Origin of the sequence: Streptomyces tagetis, from assembly GCF_018069565.1 — a bacterium.
Lineage (GTDB): Bacteria > Actinomycetota > Actinomycetes > Streptomycetales > Streptomycetaceae > Streptomyces > Streptomyces tagetis.
The window spans coordinates 119311-133486 of the sequence record NZ_JAGPNL010000007.1; the positions used below are offsets into that span (position 1 = coordinate 119311).

The 14176-nt window shown below is 73.5% G+C and carries 11 protein-coding genes; 6 read left to right on the top strand and 5 right to left on the bottom strand.

Going from position 1 to position 14176, the window contains the following annotated elements; all coding sequences use genetic code 11:
• Window positions 1-72 precede the first annotated feature (72 nt).
• The gene (locus tag J5Y05_RS23170) at window positions 73-2658 is read left to right on the top strand and encodes a bifunctional FO biosynthesis protein CofGH (RefSeq protein ID WP_210874988.1); all 2586 of its coding nucleotides are present in this window, start codon (window positions 73-75) and stop codon (window positions 2656-2658) included.
• Between the two features lie 105 nt (window positions 2659-2763).
• Window positions 2764-3327 (top strand): hypothetical protein, encoded by a 564-nt coding sequence (locus J5Y05_RS23175; RefSeq protein WP_210874989.1) that lies wholly within the window; start codon window positions 2764-2766, stop codon window positions 3325-3327.
• A gap of 24 nt (window positions 3328-3351) precedes the next feature.
• Here the strand turns inward: J5Y05_RS23175 and J5Y05_RS23180 are convergent, their stop codons facing one another.
• The gene (locus J5Y05_RS23180) at window positions 3352-3705 is read right to left on the bottom strand and encodes a hypothetical protein (RefSeq protein ID WP_210874990.1); all 354 of its coding nucleotides are present in this window, start codon (window positions 3703-3705) and stop codon (window positions 3352-3354) included.
• Window positions 3702-4163, bottom strand: coding sequence for a prevent-host-death family protein (locus J5Y05_RS23185; protein ID WP_210874991.1), 462 nt, complete (start codon window positions 4161-4163; stop codon window positions 3702-3704). Before J5Y05_RS23185 ends, J5Y05_RS23180 begins: the two co-directional genes overlap by 4 nt.
• A 171-nt stretch (window positions 4164-4334) precedes the next feature.
• On the opposite strand from J5Y05_RS23185, the gene J5Y05_RS23190 reads away from it, so the two are divergent.
• Complete coding sequence (locus J5Y05_RS23190) at window positions 4335-5450, top strand: ADP-ribosylglycohydrolase family protein (protein ID WP_210874992.1); 1116 nt, start codon at window positions 4335-4337, stop codon at window positions 5448-5450.
• A 38-nt stretch (window positions 5451-5488) separates the two neighbouring features.
• Here the strand turns inward: J5Y05_RS23190 and J5Y05_RS23195 are convergent, their stop codons facing one another.
• Together J5Y05_RS23195 and J5Y05_RS23200 are read right to left on the bottom strand one after the other, a co-directional pair.
• Window positions 5489-7540, bottom strand: coding sequence for a DUF8823 domain-containing protein (locus tag J5Y05_RS23195; protein WP_210874993.1), 2052 nt, complete (start codon window positions 7538-7540; stop codon window positions 5489-5491).
• A gap of 242 nt (window positions 7541-7782) precedes the next feature.
• Entirely contained in the window at window positions 7783-10398 is a 2616-nt protein-coding gene (locus J5Y05_RS23200) for a D-alanyl-D-alanine carboxypeptidase (RefSeq protein WP_210874994.1), read from the bottom strand.
• A 178-nt stretch (window positions 10399-10576) separates the two neighbouring features.
• Here J5Y05_RS23200 and J5Y05_RS23205 point away from each other — a divergent pair, with 178 nt between their 5' ends.
• The 3 genes from J5Y05_RS23205 to J5Y05_RS23215 all read left to right on the top strand — a co-directional run bounded on the left by J5Y05_RS23205 (window position 10577) and on the right by J5Y05_RS23215 (window position 13130).
• On the top strand, window positions 10577-11329 hold the full coding sequence (locus tag J5Y05_RS23205) for a GOLPH3/VPS74 family protein (RefSeq protein ID WP_030419391.1): 753 nt from the start codon (window positions 10577-10579) through the stop codon (window positions 11327-11329).
• 486 nt (window positions 11330-11815) lie between these two features.
• Window positions 11816-12673, top strand: a complete 858-nt coding sequence (locus tag J5Y05_RS23210) for a helix-turn-helix domain-containing protein (protein ID WP_210874995.1) — start codon at window positions 11816-11818, stop codon at window positions 12671-12673.
• Between the two features lie 265 nt (window positions 12674-12938).
• On the top strand, window positions 12939-13130 hold the full coding sequence (locus J5Y05_RS23215) for a DUF397 domain-containing protein (RefSeq protein ID WP_210874996.1): 192 nt from the start codon (window positions 12939-12941) through the stop codon (window positions 13128-13130).
• A 227-nt stretch (window positions 13131-13357) separates the two neighbouring features.
• On the opposite strand, the gene J5Y05_RS23220 is transcribed toward J5Y05_RS23215, so the two are convergent.
• Window positions 13358-13891, bottom strand: coding sequence for a glutathione peroxidase (locus tag J5Y05_RS23220; protein WP_210874997.1), 534 nt, complete (start codon window positions 13889-13891; stop codon window positions 13358-13360).
• Window positions 13892-14176: the final 285 nt, after the last annotated feature.

Sequence of the window (14176 nt, forward strand, 5' to 3'; positions counted from 1 at the left end):
CCCCGCCGGCCCCCGCCGCTCCCCGCCCCCGGGGGTCCGGCGTGCTGATCACCCCGCTCGTATGCTCGAAGGATGACGACTTCCGTGCCCTCCGGAACCGGCCCCACCGAGAACGCCCTGCGCCGCGCCCTCAAACGGGCCCGCGAGGGCGTCGCGCTCGACGTGTCCGAGGCGGCGGTGCTGCTCCAGGCGCGCGGCGGGCACCTCGACGACCTCACCGCCTCCGCCGCCCGGGTGCGCGACGCGGGCCTGGAGGCCGCCGGGCGGCCCGGCGTCATCACGTACTCCAAGAGCGTCTTCATCCCGCTCACCCGGCTCTGCCGTGACAAGTGCCACTACTGCACCTTCGTCACCGTCCCCGGCAAGCTCCGCCGCGCCGGACACGGCATGTTCATGTCCCCGGACGAGGTGCTGGACGTGGCCCGGCGCGGCGCCGCCCTCGGCTGCAAGGAAGCCCTCATCACCCTCGGCGACAAGCCCGAGGAGCGCTGGCCCGAGGCGCGCGAGTGGCTCGACGCGCACGGCTACGACGACACCCTCGCCTACGTCCGCGCCGTCTCCATCCGCGTCCTGGAGGAGACGGGACTGCTCCCGCACCTCAACCCGGGCGTGCTGACCTGGACCGACTTCCAGCGGCTCAAGCCGGTCGCCGCCTCGATGGGCATGATGCTGGAGACCACCGCGACCCGCCTGTGGTCCGAGCCCGGCGGCCCCCACCACGGCTCCCCTGACAAGGAACCGGCCGTGCGGCTGCGGGTCCTGGAGGACGCCGGACGCTCCTCCGTCCCCTTCACCTCCGGCATCCTCATCGGCATCGGCGAGAACCACGAGGAGCGCGCCGAGTCGCTCTTCGCGCTGCGCCGCGTCGCGCGGTCGTACCACGGCCTCCAGGAACTGATCATCCAGAACTTCCGGGCCAAGCCGGACACCGCCATGCGCGGCATGCCCGACGCCGAACTGGACGAACTGGTCGCCACGGTGGCCGTCGCCCGGCTCATCATGGGCCCCTCCGCCAACCTCCAGGCCCCGCCGAACCTCGTCGACGCCGAGTACGGGCGGCTCATCGGCGCGGGCATCGACGACTGGGGCGGGATCTCCCCGCTCACCATCGACCACGTCAACCCCGAACGCCCATGGCCCCGGATCGACGAACTGGCCGAGCGGTCCCGGGCGTCCGGCTTCGAGATGCGCGAACGCCTGTGCGTCTACCCGGAGTTCGTCCGCCGCGGGGAGCCCTGGCTCGACCCGCGCCTGCGCCCGCACGTGGCCGCGCTCGCCGACCCGGACACCGGACTGGCCCGCCCGGACGCGGTCGTCGAGGGCCGGCCGTGGCAGGAGCCGGACGAGGCGTTCACCGCCTCCGGCCGCACCGACCTGCACCGCACCATCGACACCGAGGGCCGCACCGGCGACCGCCGCGACGACTTCGACGCCGTGTACGGGGACTGGGACGCCCTGCGCGAGGCCGCCGCGCCCGGCATGGCGCCGGAGCGCATCGACACCGACGTACGGCACGCGCTGGCCACCGCGGCCGACGACCCGGAGAAGCTCACCGACGGCGAGGCCCTCGCCCTGCTGCACGCCGACGGACCGGCGCTGGACGCGCTGTGCCGGGTGGCGGACGACGTGCGCCGCTCGGCGGTCGGCGACGACGTGACGTACATCGTCACGCGGAACATCAACTTCACCAACGTCTGCTACACCGGCTGCCGTTTCTGCGCCTTCGCCCAGCGGCGCACCGACGCGGACGCGTACACGCTCTCCCTGGACCAGGTCGCCGACCGCGCCCAGCAGGCGTGGGAGGTGGGCGCGGTGGAGGTGTGCATGCAGGGCGGCATCCACCCGGACCTGCCCGGGACGGCGTACTTCGACATCGCGCGGGCGGTCAGGGAGCGCGTCCCGGGCATGCACGTGCACGCCTTCTCCCCGATGGAGGTCGTCAACGGAGCCGCCCGTACGGGGCTGTCGGTGCGCGAGTGGCTGTCGGCGGCGAAGGAGGCGGGGCTGGACTCGATCCCGGGCACGGCCGCGGAGATCCTCGACGACGAGGTCCGCTGGGTGCTGACCAAGGGCAAGCTGCCGGCGGCCACCTGGATCGAGGTCGTCGAGACGGCGCACGAGCTGGGCATCCGCTCCTCGTCCACGATGATGTACGGCCACGTCGACCAGCCCCGGCACTGGCTCGGCCACCTGCGCACGCTGGCCGGCATCCAGCGGCGCACCGGCGGCTTCACGGAGTTCGTGACACTGCCCTTCATCCACACCAACGCGCCGGTGTACCTGGCCGGCATCGCCCGCCCCGGCCCGACGGTGCGGGACAACCGGGCGGTCACCGCGATGGCCCGCCTGCTGCTGCACCCGCACATCCCGAACATCCAGACGAGCTGGGTCAAGCTCGGCGCGGACGGCGCCGCCGAGATGCTGCGCTCGGGCGCCAACGACCTGGGCGGGACGCTGATGGAGGAGACGATCTCCCGGATGGCGGGTTCGTCGTACGGCTCGTACAAGTCGGTACGGGATCTGGTGGCGGTCGCGGAGGCGGCGGGCCGTCCGGCGAAGCCGCGGACCACGCTGTACGGCGAGGTCCCGGAGGAACGGCGCCGGGCCGCCGAGTCCTCCGACGGCCACCTGCCGGAGCTGCTGCCGGTCCTGGACTGAGCGGGGGCCTGGGTCCGGGCACCCGGTCGGGGGCACGGGCCGCCCACAGTACGATGATCCGACCCCCGGTGTGGCGGGGTTCCCAAGCGGAGGAGATGCGTGCCCGTGCCTGCCCGAGTTCCCTCATGGGCCTGGGTCTCCGGTCTGACCGTGGGGGCGATCGCGGCGGTGACCGTCCTGGCGGCGCAGGCGGCCCAGGGCCCCCACCCCGTCGCCTCCGCGCGCCCGGGTCCCACGGCGTCGGGGTCGGCCTCGCCGAGCCCCACCCCGAAGGCGTCGCCCCCGGCCGCCGTGCCGGACGGCTCGGGCACCGGCCGGCGGATCGTGTACTCCCTCGGCCAGAAACGCGTCTGGCTGATCGACGCCAGCGACGCCGCCCGGCGCACCTTCACCGTCTGGCCGGGCACGGTGAGCCCCGCCCCCGGCACCTACGAGGTGGGCACCCGCACGGAGGCCACCACCGGCTCGGACGGCGTCCAGGTCGAGCACATCGTGTACTTCGCCCTGCGGGACGGCATCTCGGTCGCCTTCTCCAACGCGGTCGACGGCTCCTCCCCGCCCCCGCCCGCCGCGGGCTCCACCACGGGCGGCATCCGCCTGAAGAAGCCCGACGGCACCGCCACCTGGGACTTCGCCACCCCAGGCACCCCGATCACCGTCGTCGACTGACCGACGCCCACCCTCCGCGAGGCGCTACTCCGTGTCCTTCGGGTGGCGTGTCGCCGCGTCGACGAGATGGACCGTGCGGCGCTCCTCGTCCACGAGGTAGCGGACCCGGCCGCCCGCCGTCACCTCGTACTCCCACTGGGGATGGTCACGGCCGCCGAGGTGGCCCGTCGCCAGCCGGCCGCGCAGCCGGTGCTGACGGTCGGGGTCCTCCGTGGACAGGGGTGCGCGCCGCAGCGCCTCGAAGCAGCGGCGGGTGTTCCCCGGCGCCTCCGCGCCCAGCTCGCCCCAGCCCTTGGCCGCCGCGTTCGTGGCGAAGCGGAGCCGCCATTCCCCGTCCACCGGCGGAGGGGCCACGTCGTCGCCCCTCTTCGGGCTCACGGTGCCGTCACCTCTCCGTGGTCCTCGTCGGGCAGCCGGCGGGTGAGCCGCTCGGTGAGAGCGGGGTCGGCGAGGACGCGTGCCGTAGCCCGCCACTCGACGATGACGCGGTGCAGATTGCCGTGGACGTCCAGGTGGGCCACGTCGGACGTGGCGTCGGCGAGTTCGGCGACGAACTCCCTCAGCTCCTGCGCCGACAGGTGCCGGACCCAGGGGAAGACCGACGGCAGCGACCGCAGTATGGCCCGCTCGCCGACGTCGCTGCGCACCAGGGCGGCGAGCAGGCGGGCCGTCACGTCCGCCGTCTCCTCCCGCTGCCGGTCGTGGCGCGCGGTGGTCAGGTAGAGGTCCTCACCGTCCCGGCGCGTGACGTGAAGGCGCTGCGTGCGGTCGAGCGTCTCGGCGACACGCTTCGAGTTCTTCGAGAGCTCGGAGAAGGCGACCGTGGGAGTGGACATGAGACGACGGTACTTCGGAACGTATTCCGAAGTCAACGCCACCGGATGCCGGACACCGGTGCCGGCCGGCCGCCGCAGGCCGCCCGCACCCCCGTCGAGCCCGAGGCGGTCATGTTGTTCGATTACAGTGCTGGGCGTCGTACGTACGGGTGGTGCCGTGGGGAGGTCCAGGTGGGGGCGACAGGCGGTGCCGTCTGGGGTCGGACCGAACAGCAGGACTTCCGCAGCCGGGTGCGCGGCACGCTGCTCGGCGTCGCCGTCGGCGATGCCCTCGGCACACCCGTCGACGGGACCGACCTCGACGGCATCCGCGCGGCGCACGGAGCGGACGGCCCCGCCGAGATGACCGTCGCCCACGGCCGCCGCGGCGCCGTCACCCACCTCACGCAGCTCACCCTCTTCTCCGTGGACGGCCTGATCCGCGCCCAGGTACGCCGCGACACCGGCGCCTGGCACCCGCCGACCGACCTCCACCGGGCCTACCGGCGCTGGGAGACCACCCAGCGCGACTGGGGACCCGACGAACGCCGCGGCGAGGACGGCTGGCTCGCCCGCCAGGAGTGGCTGTACGCCCGCCGCAACCCTCCCCGCCCCCTGCTGCTCGGGCTCGGCGACGACACCATGGGCACCCCGCAGGCCCCCAAGAACCCCGCCGAACAGGGCCCCGAGGCCGCCGCCCGGTCCGCGCCGTTCGGGCTGCTGGTCGGCTGGGAGCCCCAGCTCGTCGCCCAGCTCGCCGTGGAGTGCGCCACGCAGACCCACGGCCACCCCACCGCCTGCCTCGCGGCGGGCGCGTACGCCGTGATCGTGCAGGGGCTCGCCCGCGGGGAGGTCCTCGACGGGTCCGCGCAGCGCGCCCTCGCCCTGCTCTCCGCCCGGCCCGGACACGAGCCCGTCTCAGAGGCGCTGCGCCAGGCGCTCGGCGCGGTGCGCCAGGGCCAGCCCGGCCCCGAGCGGATCACCGACCTGATCGGCGACGGCACCGCGGCCGGCCTGGTCGCCGCCGCCGTGTACTGCGCCCTCGTCGGCGAGGACGTACGGCACGGGCTGCGCCTCGCCGTCACCCACGGCGGCCCCTCCGCCGCCACCGGCGCCCTCACCGGCGGCCTGCTGGGCGCCCTGCACGGCGAGACCGCCCTCCCGCCCGCCTGGCTCGCCGAACTGGAGGGCCGCTCCACCGTCCTGGAACTGGCCGACGACTTCGCCATGGAGATGACCCAGGGCCCCGCCCTGCACGGCCCGTCCGGCTCGTCCCCCGCCTGGCTCACCCGGTACCCGAGGGCCTGAACGGGCGCGCGTCACGGGCGTCAGACACCCGCCGCCCGTCACGGCTCCGTGGGCGTCGCGGTGCCGCCGGCCGGGGCCGGTTCCCTCAGCTCGTCCGGGCACGGGGTCCCGCGCGGCACCGTGTACGGCGCCGCCAGCCGGTACGTGCCCGCCTCCGGCGCCACCAGCAGCGTCCAGGTGTCGCCCTCGGCGTTCTCCTCCGTCTCCGTCAGGCACCCGTGGACGTTGTCGAAGGTCCGCGGCGTCTCCTCGTCGACGCGGTTCCTGGACGCCTCCGTCTCCTGCGGCGGCTCCAGCTTCTTGCCCTCCTCGTCCACCAGGCTCAGCCACGGCGAGTACGGGATGCGCACCAGGACCCGCCCCGGCCGCTTCACGTCGATGGTCCACTCGCCCTGCTCCGCCCGCTGCACCACCGCGTCCGGCTCGGCCAGCGGCGTCGGGTCGGTCACCCGGAAGAGCTGCCAGTTGGCGTCGCCCCAGATCTGCTGGAGGTACGGCAGCCCGCGCTGCACCAGCTCCCGTTCCCGCTCGCCGCCGTCGCCGTCCGGCTCGTCCTTGGGCAGCACCACGAAGTGCACCGCCCAGCGCCGCAGCCACTCGTGGTAGTTCGCCGAGTTGAGGGTGTCGTCGTAGAAGAGCGGGTTGCGTTCCATGTCGGCCTGGCGGTTCCAGCCCCGGGCCAGGTTCACGTACGGGGCGAGCGCCGACGCCTCCCGGTGGGAGCGGGCGGGGACCACCTCCACCCGGCCCTTCTCCGCCCCGACCTGCTGCAACTCGTTGACCAGCGGCGCCAGCTCCCGCGCCCAGGACGCGGTCGGCGTGGTGTTCACGACGTCGTCGGCCGACTTGAAGCCGATCCAGGCCACGAAACCGGCGAAGGCCACCACGATCGCGTACCACCTGCGCGAGCGCGGCACCGCGAACGGCAGCGCCGCCACCAGCGCCGCCCCGGCGAAGAGCATCGACATGCGGGTGACGTTCGAGCCGATCTGCGAGCTGATCAGCCAGACCAGCAGCACGGACAGCCCGTAGACCGCCGACGTGATCCGCACCGTCGTCCACGAGGACGGCACCACCAGGCACACGATCACCGCGTACAGGATCGGCAGCGACGCCGAACCGAACGCCATCGGCTGCGTGCCGGAGAACGGGAACAGCCACGCCGACAGCGCGACCACCGCCGCCGGGGCCAGCCCCAGCGCGTAGGCGCCCGGCCGCCGCTTCTGGAGGAAGAGCGCCACCGCCACCAGGCCGACGAAGAGCCCCGCCACCGGGGAGGACATCGTGGCCAGCGCGGCCAGCGGCGCCGCGCACAGCGCCTTCGCCCAGCGCCGGTAGCGCCAGCGGTAGGGCCAGCAGAAGACCACCGCGACCGCGCCCAGCGCGAACAGCGTGCCCAGCCCGAAGGTCACCCGCCCGGACGCCGCGTTGCCCAGCAGCCCGAACAGGCCCGCCATCGCGGCCCACAGCGGATTGCGCACCGACCGGCTGCGGATCAGGATCAGCGTCAGCAGCCCCGCCGACAGCGTCCCCGCGATCATCATCGTGGTCCGCACCCCGAGCAGCGACATCAGGTACGGCGAGACCACGCTGTACGACACCGGGTGCATGCCCCCGTACCAGGCGAGGTTGTACGCCGAGGCCGGATGCCGGCCGACGAACTCCGCCCACGCGTCCTGCGCCGCGAGGTCACCACCACTGTTCGCAAAGGTGAAGAACCAGACGACGTGCAGCAGACCGGCCAGGGCGGTGACGTACAGCACCGGGTGCCGGCCCACGTACCGGCGCGCGGTCGCCGTGAAGGAGGCGACGGACGGCGGCAGCGCACGCGCGGCGGACGGCGTCGGCACCGGGGCGGGAGCGGGGCCCGGGGATTCCGGGCCGGGGGTGTCAGGGTCGGGGGAGTCCGGGCCGGGGGAGCGGGGGTGGCCGGCGGGGCCCTCGGCGGGGTCGTCCGGTGTGCCCGTGCGGTCCGGGCCGGTGCCGGTCATCGCGTCCCGCCCCCGGGGCGCGGGGACGCGTGGTCGTCGCTCACCGGCGTCCGGACCCGGTTCCGCGTCGTCGGCATGTGTCGGCTCCGCACTGGCCACTCGAAGGCACTCCCCGTGTCCCGTCTCCCGCTGCCCGCAGCGTCCGCATCCGTTGTCCGTACCGCTCACCGCCGTGTCGGCGCGACCGGCGACCTGCCCCGTTTCGTGACGCTAGCACGCACCCCGCCGGCCTGGCTGCCGCGTCCGCGGGCCGCCCCCGGAAACGACGGCGGCCCGCGGCCGGGGGTACCGGCCACGGGCCACGGTCGCCGGCGGGGCCCCGCGTACGGGCCCCGCGCCGGTCAGCCCAGCCGCGTCAGCTTCGCGCCGAAGCCGGGCTCCACGAGGTCCTCCTGGAGGGCCACCGGCACCTCCACCGCTCCGGCGCTGTCGCCGTCGCCCACGGTGAGCGTGCCCACCTTGGTCCCGGCGGGCGCCGCGTGCGGCACCTCGTCCGCGCGGAACGTCAGCTTCACCGTCAGGCCCGGCCAGCCCACCGCCGTGACGTCCCGCGTCGCCACGACCGGCGTCCGGCCGCCGAGGCGGTCGTCCACGTACCCGACGACCGTGCCCTTCTTCAGGATCGTCGACGACTCCAGCGCGGCCTGCGCGGCCCGGATCAGCTTGTCGCTGGAGTCCAGCGCGGCGGAGAGGATGGTGTTCTCCGGCCCGCCCGACGGCTGGCGCACGACCGCGCCGACGATGGTCCGCGTCTCCCCGCCGACCTCCTTCTTCGCGGCGAAGAGCAGGTTGCCGAGGGCCGAGGTGGTGGTGCCGGTCTTGATGCCGACCACGTCGTTGCTGCCGACGAGCTGGTTCCAGTTGGAGTGGTTGACACCCTTGTAGTCGTCGTACGACATCATCGCGGCGACCTCGCGGAACACCGGCGCCTCCATCGCCGCCTTGCCCAGCTTCACCTGGTCCACGGCCGTGCTCACCGTCGTGTCGTTCAGGCCCGACGGGTCGGTGTACGTCGTGTTCGTCATGCCGAGGTCCTTGGCGGCCTCGTTCATCTTGTCCACGAACGCCTGCTCCGACCCCGCGTCCCAGCGGGCCAGCAGCCGCGCCACGTTGTTCGCGGACGCGATCAGGATGCTCTCCAGCGCCTCCCGCTGGGAGATCGAGTCGCCCTTGGTGACGTCGACCGTCGACTCCTGACCGGCCCGCGACTGGTCCTGCGCCGCCTGGTCGATGTCGATCATCGGGCCGTCCTCACCGCTCTTGAGCGGGTGCTCACGCAGGATGATGTACGCCGTCATGACCTTGGCGACGCTCGCGATCGGCACCGGCTTCTGCGCGCCGGACGAGCCGAACGTGCCGATGCCCTGCACGTCCAGCGCCGCCTGTCCGCTGACCGGCCACGGGATGGCGACCTTGCCGCCCTCGAAGGTGAAGCTGTCCCGCGCCGTCAGGTCCAGCCCGGGTGCGGGCAGCGGGCGCATCGACTGTACGACCGCGAAGACGATCACCAGCAGGACGACCAGCGGCGTCCAGATCTTGACCCGGCGCACGGCGGTGCGCAGCGGCGTCTCCGGGGGCGGCGGGGTGTTCGTCAGCTCCGCCAGCAGGTCCAGCGGCGGCTTCGGCGGCAGCGGCTGGACGGTGGTCCGCTCGGGCACGGCCGGGGGTACGGCGGTGACGGGGCCCGCGGCGGGCGGCTGGGGGGCGCCCACGGGGGGCGCGGGGGGCGCGGGCGGCACGGGGGGCTTGCGGGTCGCCGGGTCGTCCGGGTGCCGCAGGGCGACGAACTTGCTGGTCCGCTCGGCGGGGGCCTCCGGGCGGGGCCGGGTGGTGGGGGGCGCGTGGGCGGCGCCGGGCTTGCCGGGCTTGCCGTCCTCGGGGTTCTCGGGGTTCTCGCCCTTCTCGGCTCCCTGGCCGGGCTTCGCCTTGGCCTTGTCGGCCGTGCCGCCGAACTTCAGCATCGTCGTCGGCTGGTCGACGGGCGGCTTCGTGGACGCCGGGTTCCGGAAGATGGCGGTGGGCTGGTCGACGACCGGCTCGGCGGGGGCCGAGGGGCGGTCGGAGCCGTCGGCGGGGTCGTCGGGCTCGGCCGTGTCGTCGGGCTTGGCGGACTTGCCGGACTCGGCGGGCTTCTCGGGAGCCTCGACGGGGGCGTCCGGCTCCTCGGCGGGCTCGGCGTCCTTGCTGGCCTTGGAGGGCTTGGCCGACGTGGGGGAGGACCCGGTCGACGTGGACGTCGCGGAGGGCTCGTCGGCGGCGGCACCCTGGCCGGCCTTGCCCGCGTCGCCGGCGCTGTCGCCGTCCCCGTCGCCGTCCGCCGCGTCGGAGGCGTCCTCGCGGCGGGCGTTCGCGGCCTCCCGCTCGTCGGCGGTCACGACCCACGCCGCGACGGCCTCCCGCAGGCGGCCCTCGGCCGGGGCGGAACCGTCGGCACCCTGACCCGCGCCGCCCGTCTCGCCCTCGCCCTCGCCCTCGTCCTCGTCCTCGTCCTCGTTCTTGGCGCCGTCGGCGTCCGCTCCCTCGGGCTCGTCCTTCGAGGCGCCATCGGTGTCGTCCGCCCCGCCGTCGGCCCCGGCCTCGTCCGTCGAGCCGTCCTCCGCGGCGGCATCCGTACCGGCGTCGTCTCCACCGTCCGAGTCGCGGCCCGAGCCTGACCCCGCGTCGGCGTCCGACCCCGACCCCGCGTCAGACCCCCCGTCCGCCTCCGCCTCCGCCTCCGTCTCCGGCACCGTCAGCACCCGGGTGGCCGTGTCGACGCCGCCCCGAGGCTCCGCGGCCCCGCCCGGCGCTCCGGCGGACTCCCGGGTCACCGAGACCCGCGGGTCACGGGCCTCACCGTCCGTTGCCCCCGCCCTGGCCTCGGGGACCGGACTCGCCCCTCCCGACGTCGGGTCTTCCGACGACTCGCGCTGCTTCGACCTGTCGGGGGACTCGCCCGCCACCGATGCCTCCTCCATGCGCCGCACGTCCTGTGTGCGCTACCGAACCATGTACCAGTGTCCTGTGTTACGGGGAGAACCCACGCGTCAGACGAGAACGACATACCTACCGGTTCCCTTACGAACCGGTCACGCACCCTCGACAGACCAATGTGAGAGGGGTCACCCTGTCATTCATCCACGCGGGGAGGCATGGATGGGCAGGAGCCGCAGAACACTTCCGGAGGAGCTTCTGTTGCTGGCATTGGACCCGACCACGGGTACCACTGCGCAGCCGCAGTCGCTCGATCTCGGCCTGGCCGGAGCACAGCTCGTCGAGCTGGCGCTGGCCGGACGGATAGCCCCAGACGGGGATCGTATCGCCGTGGTCGTACCACGGCCGACTGGAGACCCAACCCTGGACAGTGCGTTGGAGTTGCTGCGCAGGCGCGGCGCTCCGGTACGCGCCGTCCACTGGATCGGCGGGCCGCGTCTCGGGCTCCGCCAGACCTACCTCTCACATCTGGAGCGGTGCGGCATGGTCGCCGCGGTGCCGGGCCAGATGTGCGGGGTGCTGCCGACGACTCGCTACCAGGCGACGGACACGGCGATCAGCCGGGAGATCAGGGCCCGGCTGGATTCGGCGATCCGCACCGGCGTACCGCCGGACCCGCGGACCGCCGCGCTCGCCGCGCTGGCCCACGCGGTCGGCCTCGGCAAGCATCTGTACCCGGGCAACGAAGGACGTTCCTCACGGTCCCGCCTGCGGGACCTCATCCGGCACGACCCGATGGGCGGCCTGGTGGCACACGCGGTGATGGACGTCCAGAACGGCGTGGCGGCGCAACCACGCCGGACCGCGGCCGGCCGGCAGGCCGGAGGCCCCGGAGCCCGGTCCGCTCCGGAACCCGCCCGCGGTGTGCCGGCGCAGCCGCGCCACGGATCGATGGCGCGCGCGGCGGTCCACTGACCCGGAGCCCCAGAGGCCGACCGGTGAGGCCCGAGGGCCGCACCACGGGCGGACGACCGCACCACACCACACCACGCACCACCGCACATCGCACCGCACCAGAGTCACCGAGCATCAGAATCACCGAGCACCAGAATCACCGAGCGTGAGAATCACCCAGCACCACCACGCGTAGCGGCGGCGGACCGCCGTACGCACCACACCCGCACCGCCGTACCGGACGTCCGCTGGACCCGGTCACGGGAGCCACAGGCCGGCGCGGGGCGACGGAACGCCACGGCCCGTCCGGAGAACCGGACGCCGGCGCGGTACGGTCGCCCCGCGCCGCCGTTTTTATCGCACGGTGCGGGCAGACACGCCGAAGTGGCGCTTACGCGGCGCATATCGACCGTTTCCCAGCGGTAGAAAGCACCTTGGTGGCAATCTGCTCAGCAGCAGATACGCAAAGTGGCAAGTATGAGTCACGCAGCCGGAGGTGCACGCCCCGTGGCGTCCAATGTCAATCCCACCGTCAGGCGGCGCCGTCTGGGCCAGGAGCTGCGCCGGCTCCGCGAGCTCAAGGGCATGACCGCGGAGGAGGTGGCCGAACGGCTCCTGGTCTCCCAGTCGAAGATCAGCCGCCTGGAGAACGGCCGGCGCAGCATCAGCCAGCGTGACGTCCGCGATCTGTGCGGGGTCTACGAGGTCGCCGACCAGCGGATCGTCGACTCGCTGATGCAGATGGCCAAGGACTCGCGCCAGCAGGGCTGGTGGCACGCGTTCGGCGACATCCCGTACAGCGTCTACATCGGCCTGGAGACGGACGCGGAGTCGCTGCGGACCTACGAGCCGCAGATCATCACGGGCCTGCTCCAGACCCGTTCGTACGCCGAGGCCCTCATCCAGGGTGCCCTGCCGGAGACGTCGGTCGCCGACATCGAGAAGCGGGTGCAGGTACGGATACGGCGGCAGGAGCGCGTCACCGCCGAGACCAACCCGCTGCGGCTGTGGGTGGTCCTCGACGAGGCGGCCCTGCACCGGGTGGTCGGCAGCCGCCAGGTGATGCGCGAACAACTGGAGCACGTCGCCGAGATGTCGCAGCTCCCGCACATCACCGTGCAGGTGCTGCCGTTCGACGTCGGGGCGCACCCGGGCATCAACGGGCAGTACTCGATCCTGGAGTTCGCCGACGCGGCCGATTCGAGCGTGGTCTACCTGGAGGGCGTCACGAGCGACCTGTACCTGGAGAAGGCGCAGGACGTGCAGAAGTACACGGTGATGTACGAGCACCTGCGGGCGCAGGCCCTCAACGTGGACCAGTCGCGGCAACTCATCGAGGACATGGCGAAGGCGTACGCCCGCTGAGCCGGGGAGTCCGGGACGGCGGACGGGGTGCGCAGGAGGCATGGGGCCAGGGCGGGCGGGGATGTTACACCCCGGCCCGGTCGTCCTGGAAGAGTCCCTTGGAATATGCCATCCGGTCGGGTGAATGGCTGCTCCGAATGTGAAGGTCAGCGAGTAGCGTCGATCACGCCAACGAAGCACAGGACATTGGCGTAATCCGTGCTGCGGCCCTCCGGGCCCGTGGCGCGGCGACAGTGACTCAGCAACTCTGGCCATCGGAGCAGACATGGCAATTCTTCAGGGCGCCACGGATTCATGGACCAAGTCCTCCTACTCCGGAGGAAACGGCGCATGCGTCGAAGTGAAGTCCCCCGTCACGGCGGCGCTCGCCGTCCGTGACTCGAAGGTCCCCGAGGGTCCGGTGCTGGCGTTCCCCGCCCAGGCGTGGAACGTCTTCGTGGCCTCGGTGAAGGGCTGACGACCCGACGGTCGCCGACCCCGCCGAGCACACCGGACGTACGGCAAGCACCACACGGCAAGCACCGCGAGTACCGGAACACCGCAACTCCCCGGCGCCGACCCGGTCGACGCCACCGGCAGGGCCCTCTCGACCAGTTCGCCGACCTCGCCGAGAGGGCTCTGCCCGGCCCCGCCTCCCCGCCCCCGACCGGGGGACGGCACGCACGGGCCCGTACCGGCCCGGGATCAGCCGGCCAGTGCCTCCTCCACGGCCGCCACGATCTCCGCCGCCTCCGGCTCCGTCCGCGGCGAGAAGCGGGCGGCCACCGCGCCGTCCCGCCCGATCAGGAACTTCTCGAAGTTCCAGCGCACGTCCCCGCTGTGCCCCTCCGCGTCGGCGAAGCCGGCCAGCCGGTCGTAGAGCGGGTGCCTCCCCGCCCCGTTGACCTCCACCTTCTCCGTCATCGGGAAGGTGACGCCGTACGTCCCCGAGCAGAATTCGGCGATCTCCTCGGCGCTGCCCGGCTCCTGCCCGAGGAACTGGTTGCACGGCACCCCGAGCACGGTGAAGCCGCGCTCGGCATACCGCTCGTGCAGCCGCTCCAGACCCTCGTACTGCGGGGTCAGCCCGCACTTCGAGGCCACGTTGACCACCAGCACGACCCGGCCCGCGTACTGGGCGAGGTCCGCCGGCCCGCCCTGGAGGGCGCCGACCTCGACATCGAGGGGAGAGGGGGCGGTACCGCCACCGGCGGTCTGTCCGTTCACAGTGCTCGTCATGCCCGGATGCTAACGGTGCCCGTCCTACGACGCCGGGCCCCGCCCTCCATTACGGCAGATCGCGCCTCGGCCGGCCCCTGGCCCCACGGTCAGGCCCGCACACCCTTGCCCCGGCGGTCCCGTCTCCGGCCGTCCGGCCCCCGCCCACCACCGGGCCCTTCCTCCCGGTCCCCGGCCGCACCCCCAACGCGCCACCGAGCCACGTTCACCCAGGCCCGGTCCGGCCCCCCGCCCTTTCGCGCACCGGCGAAACAGTAACGGCAGCGGCCGGAGCGCCGCATGCTC

Excerpts from the sequence above, each read along its gene's own strand:
- J5Y05_RS23170 (WP_210874988.1), top strand. The coding sequence starts at position 73 with ATGACGACTTCCGTGCCCTCCGGAACCGGCCCCACCGAGAACGCCCTG.
- J5Y05_RS23185 (WP_210874991.1), bottom strand. The coding sequence starts at position 4,163 with ATGTCCACTCCCACGGTCGCCTTCTCCGAGCTCTCGAAGAACTCGAAG.
- J5Y05_RS23200 (WP_210874994.1), bottom strand. The coding sequence starts at position 10,398 with ATGGAGGAGGCATCGGTGGCGGGCGAGTCCCCCGACAGGTCGAAGCAG.
- J5Y05_RS23205 (WP_030419391.1), top strand. The coding sequence starts at position 10,577 with ATGGGCAGGAGCCGCAGAACACTTCCGGAGGAGCTTCTGTTGCTGGCA.
- J5Y05_RS23215 (WP_210874996.1), top strand. The coding sequence starts at position 12,939 with ATGGCAATTCTTCAGGGCGCCACGGATTCATGGACCAAGTCCTCCTAC.
- J5Y05_RS23220 (WP_210874997.1), bottom strand. The coding sequence starts at position 13,891 with ATGACGAGCACTGTGAACGGACAGACCGCCGGTGGCGGTACCGCCCCC.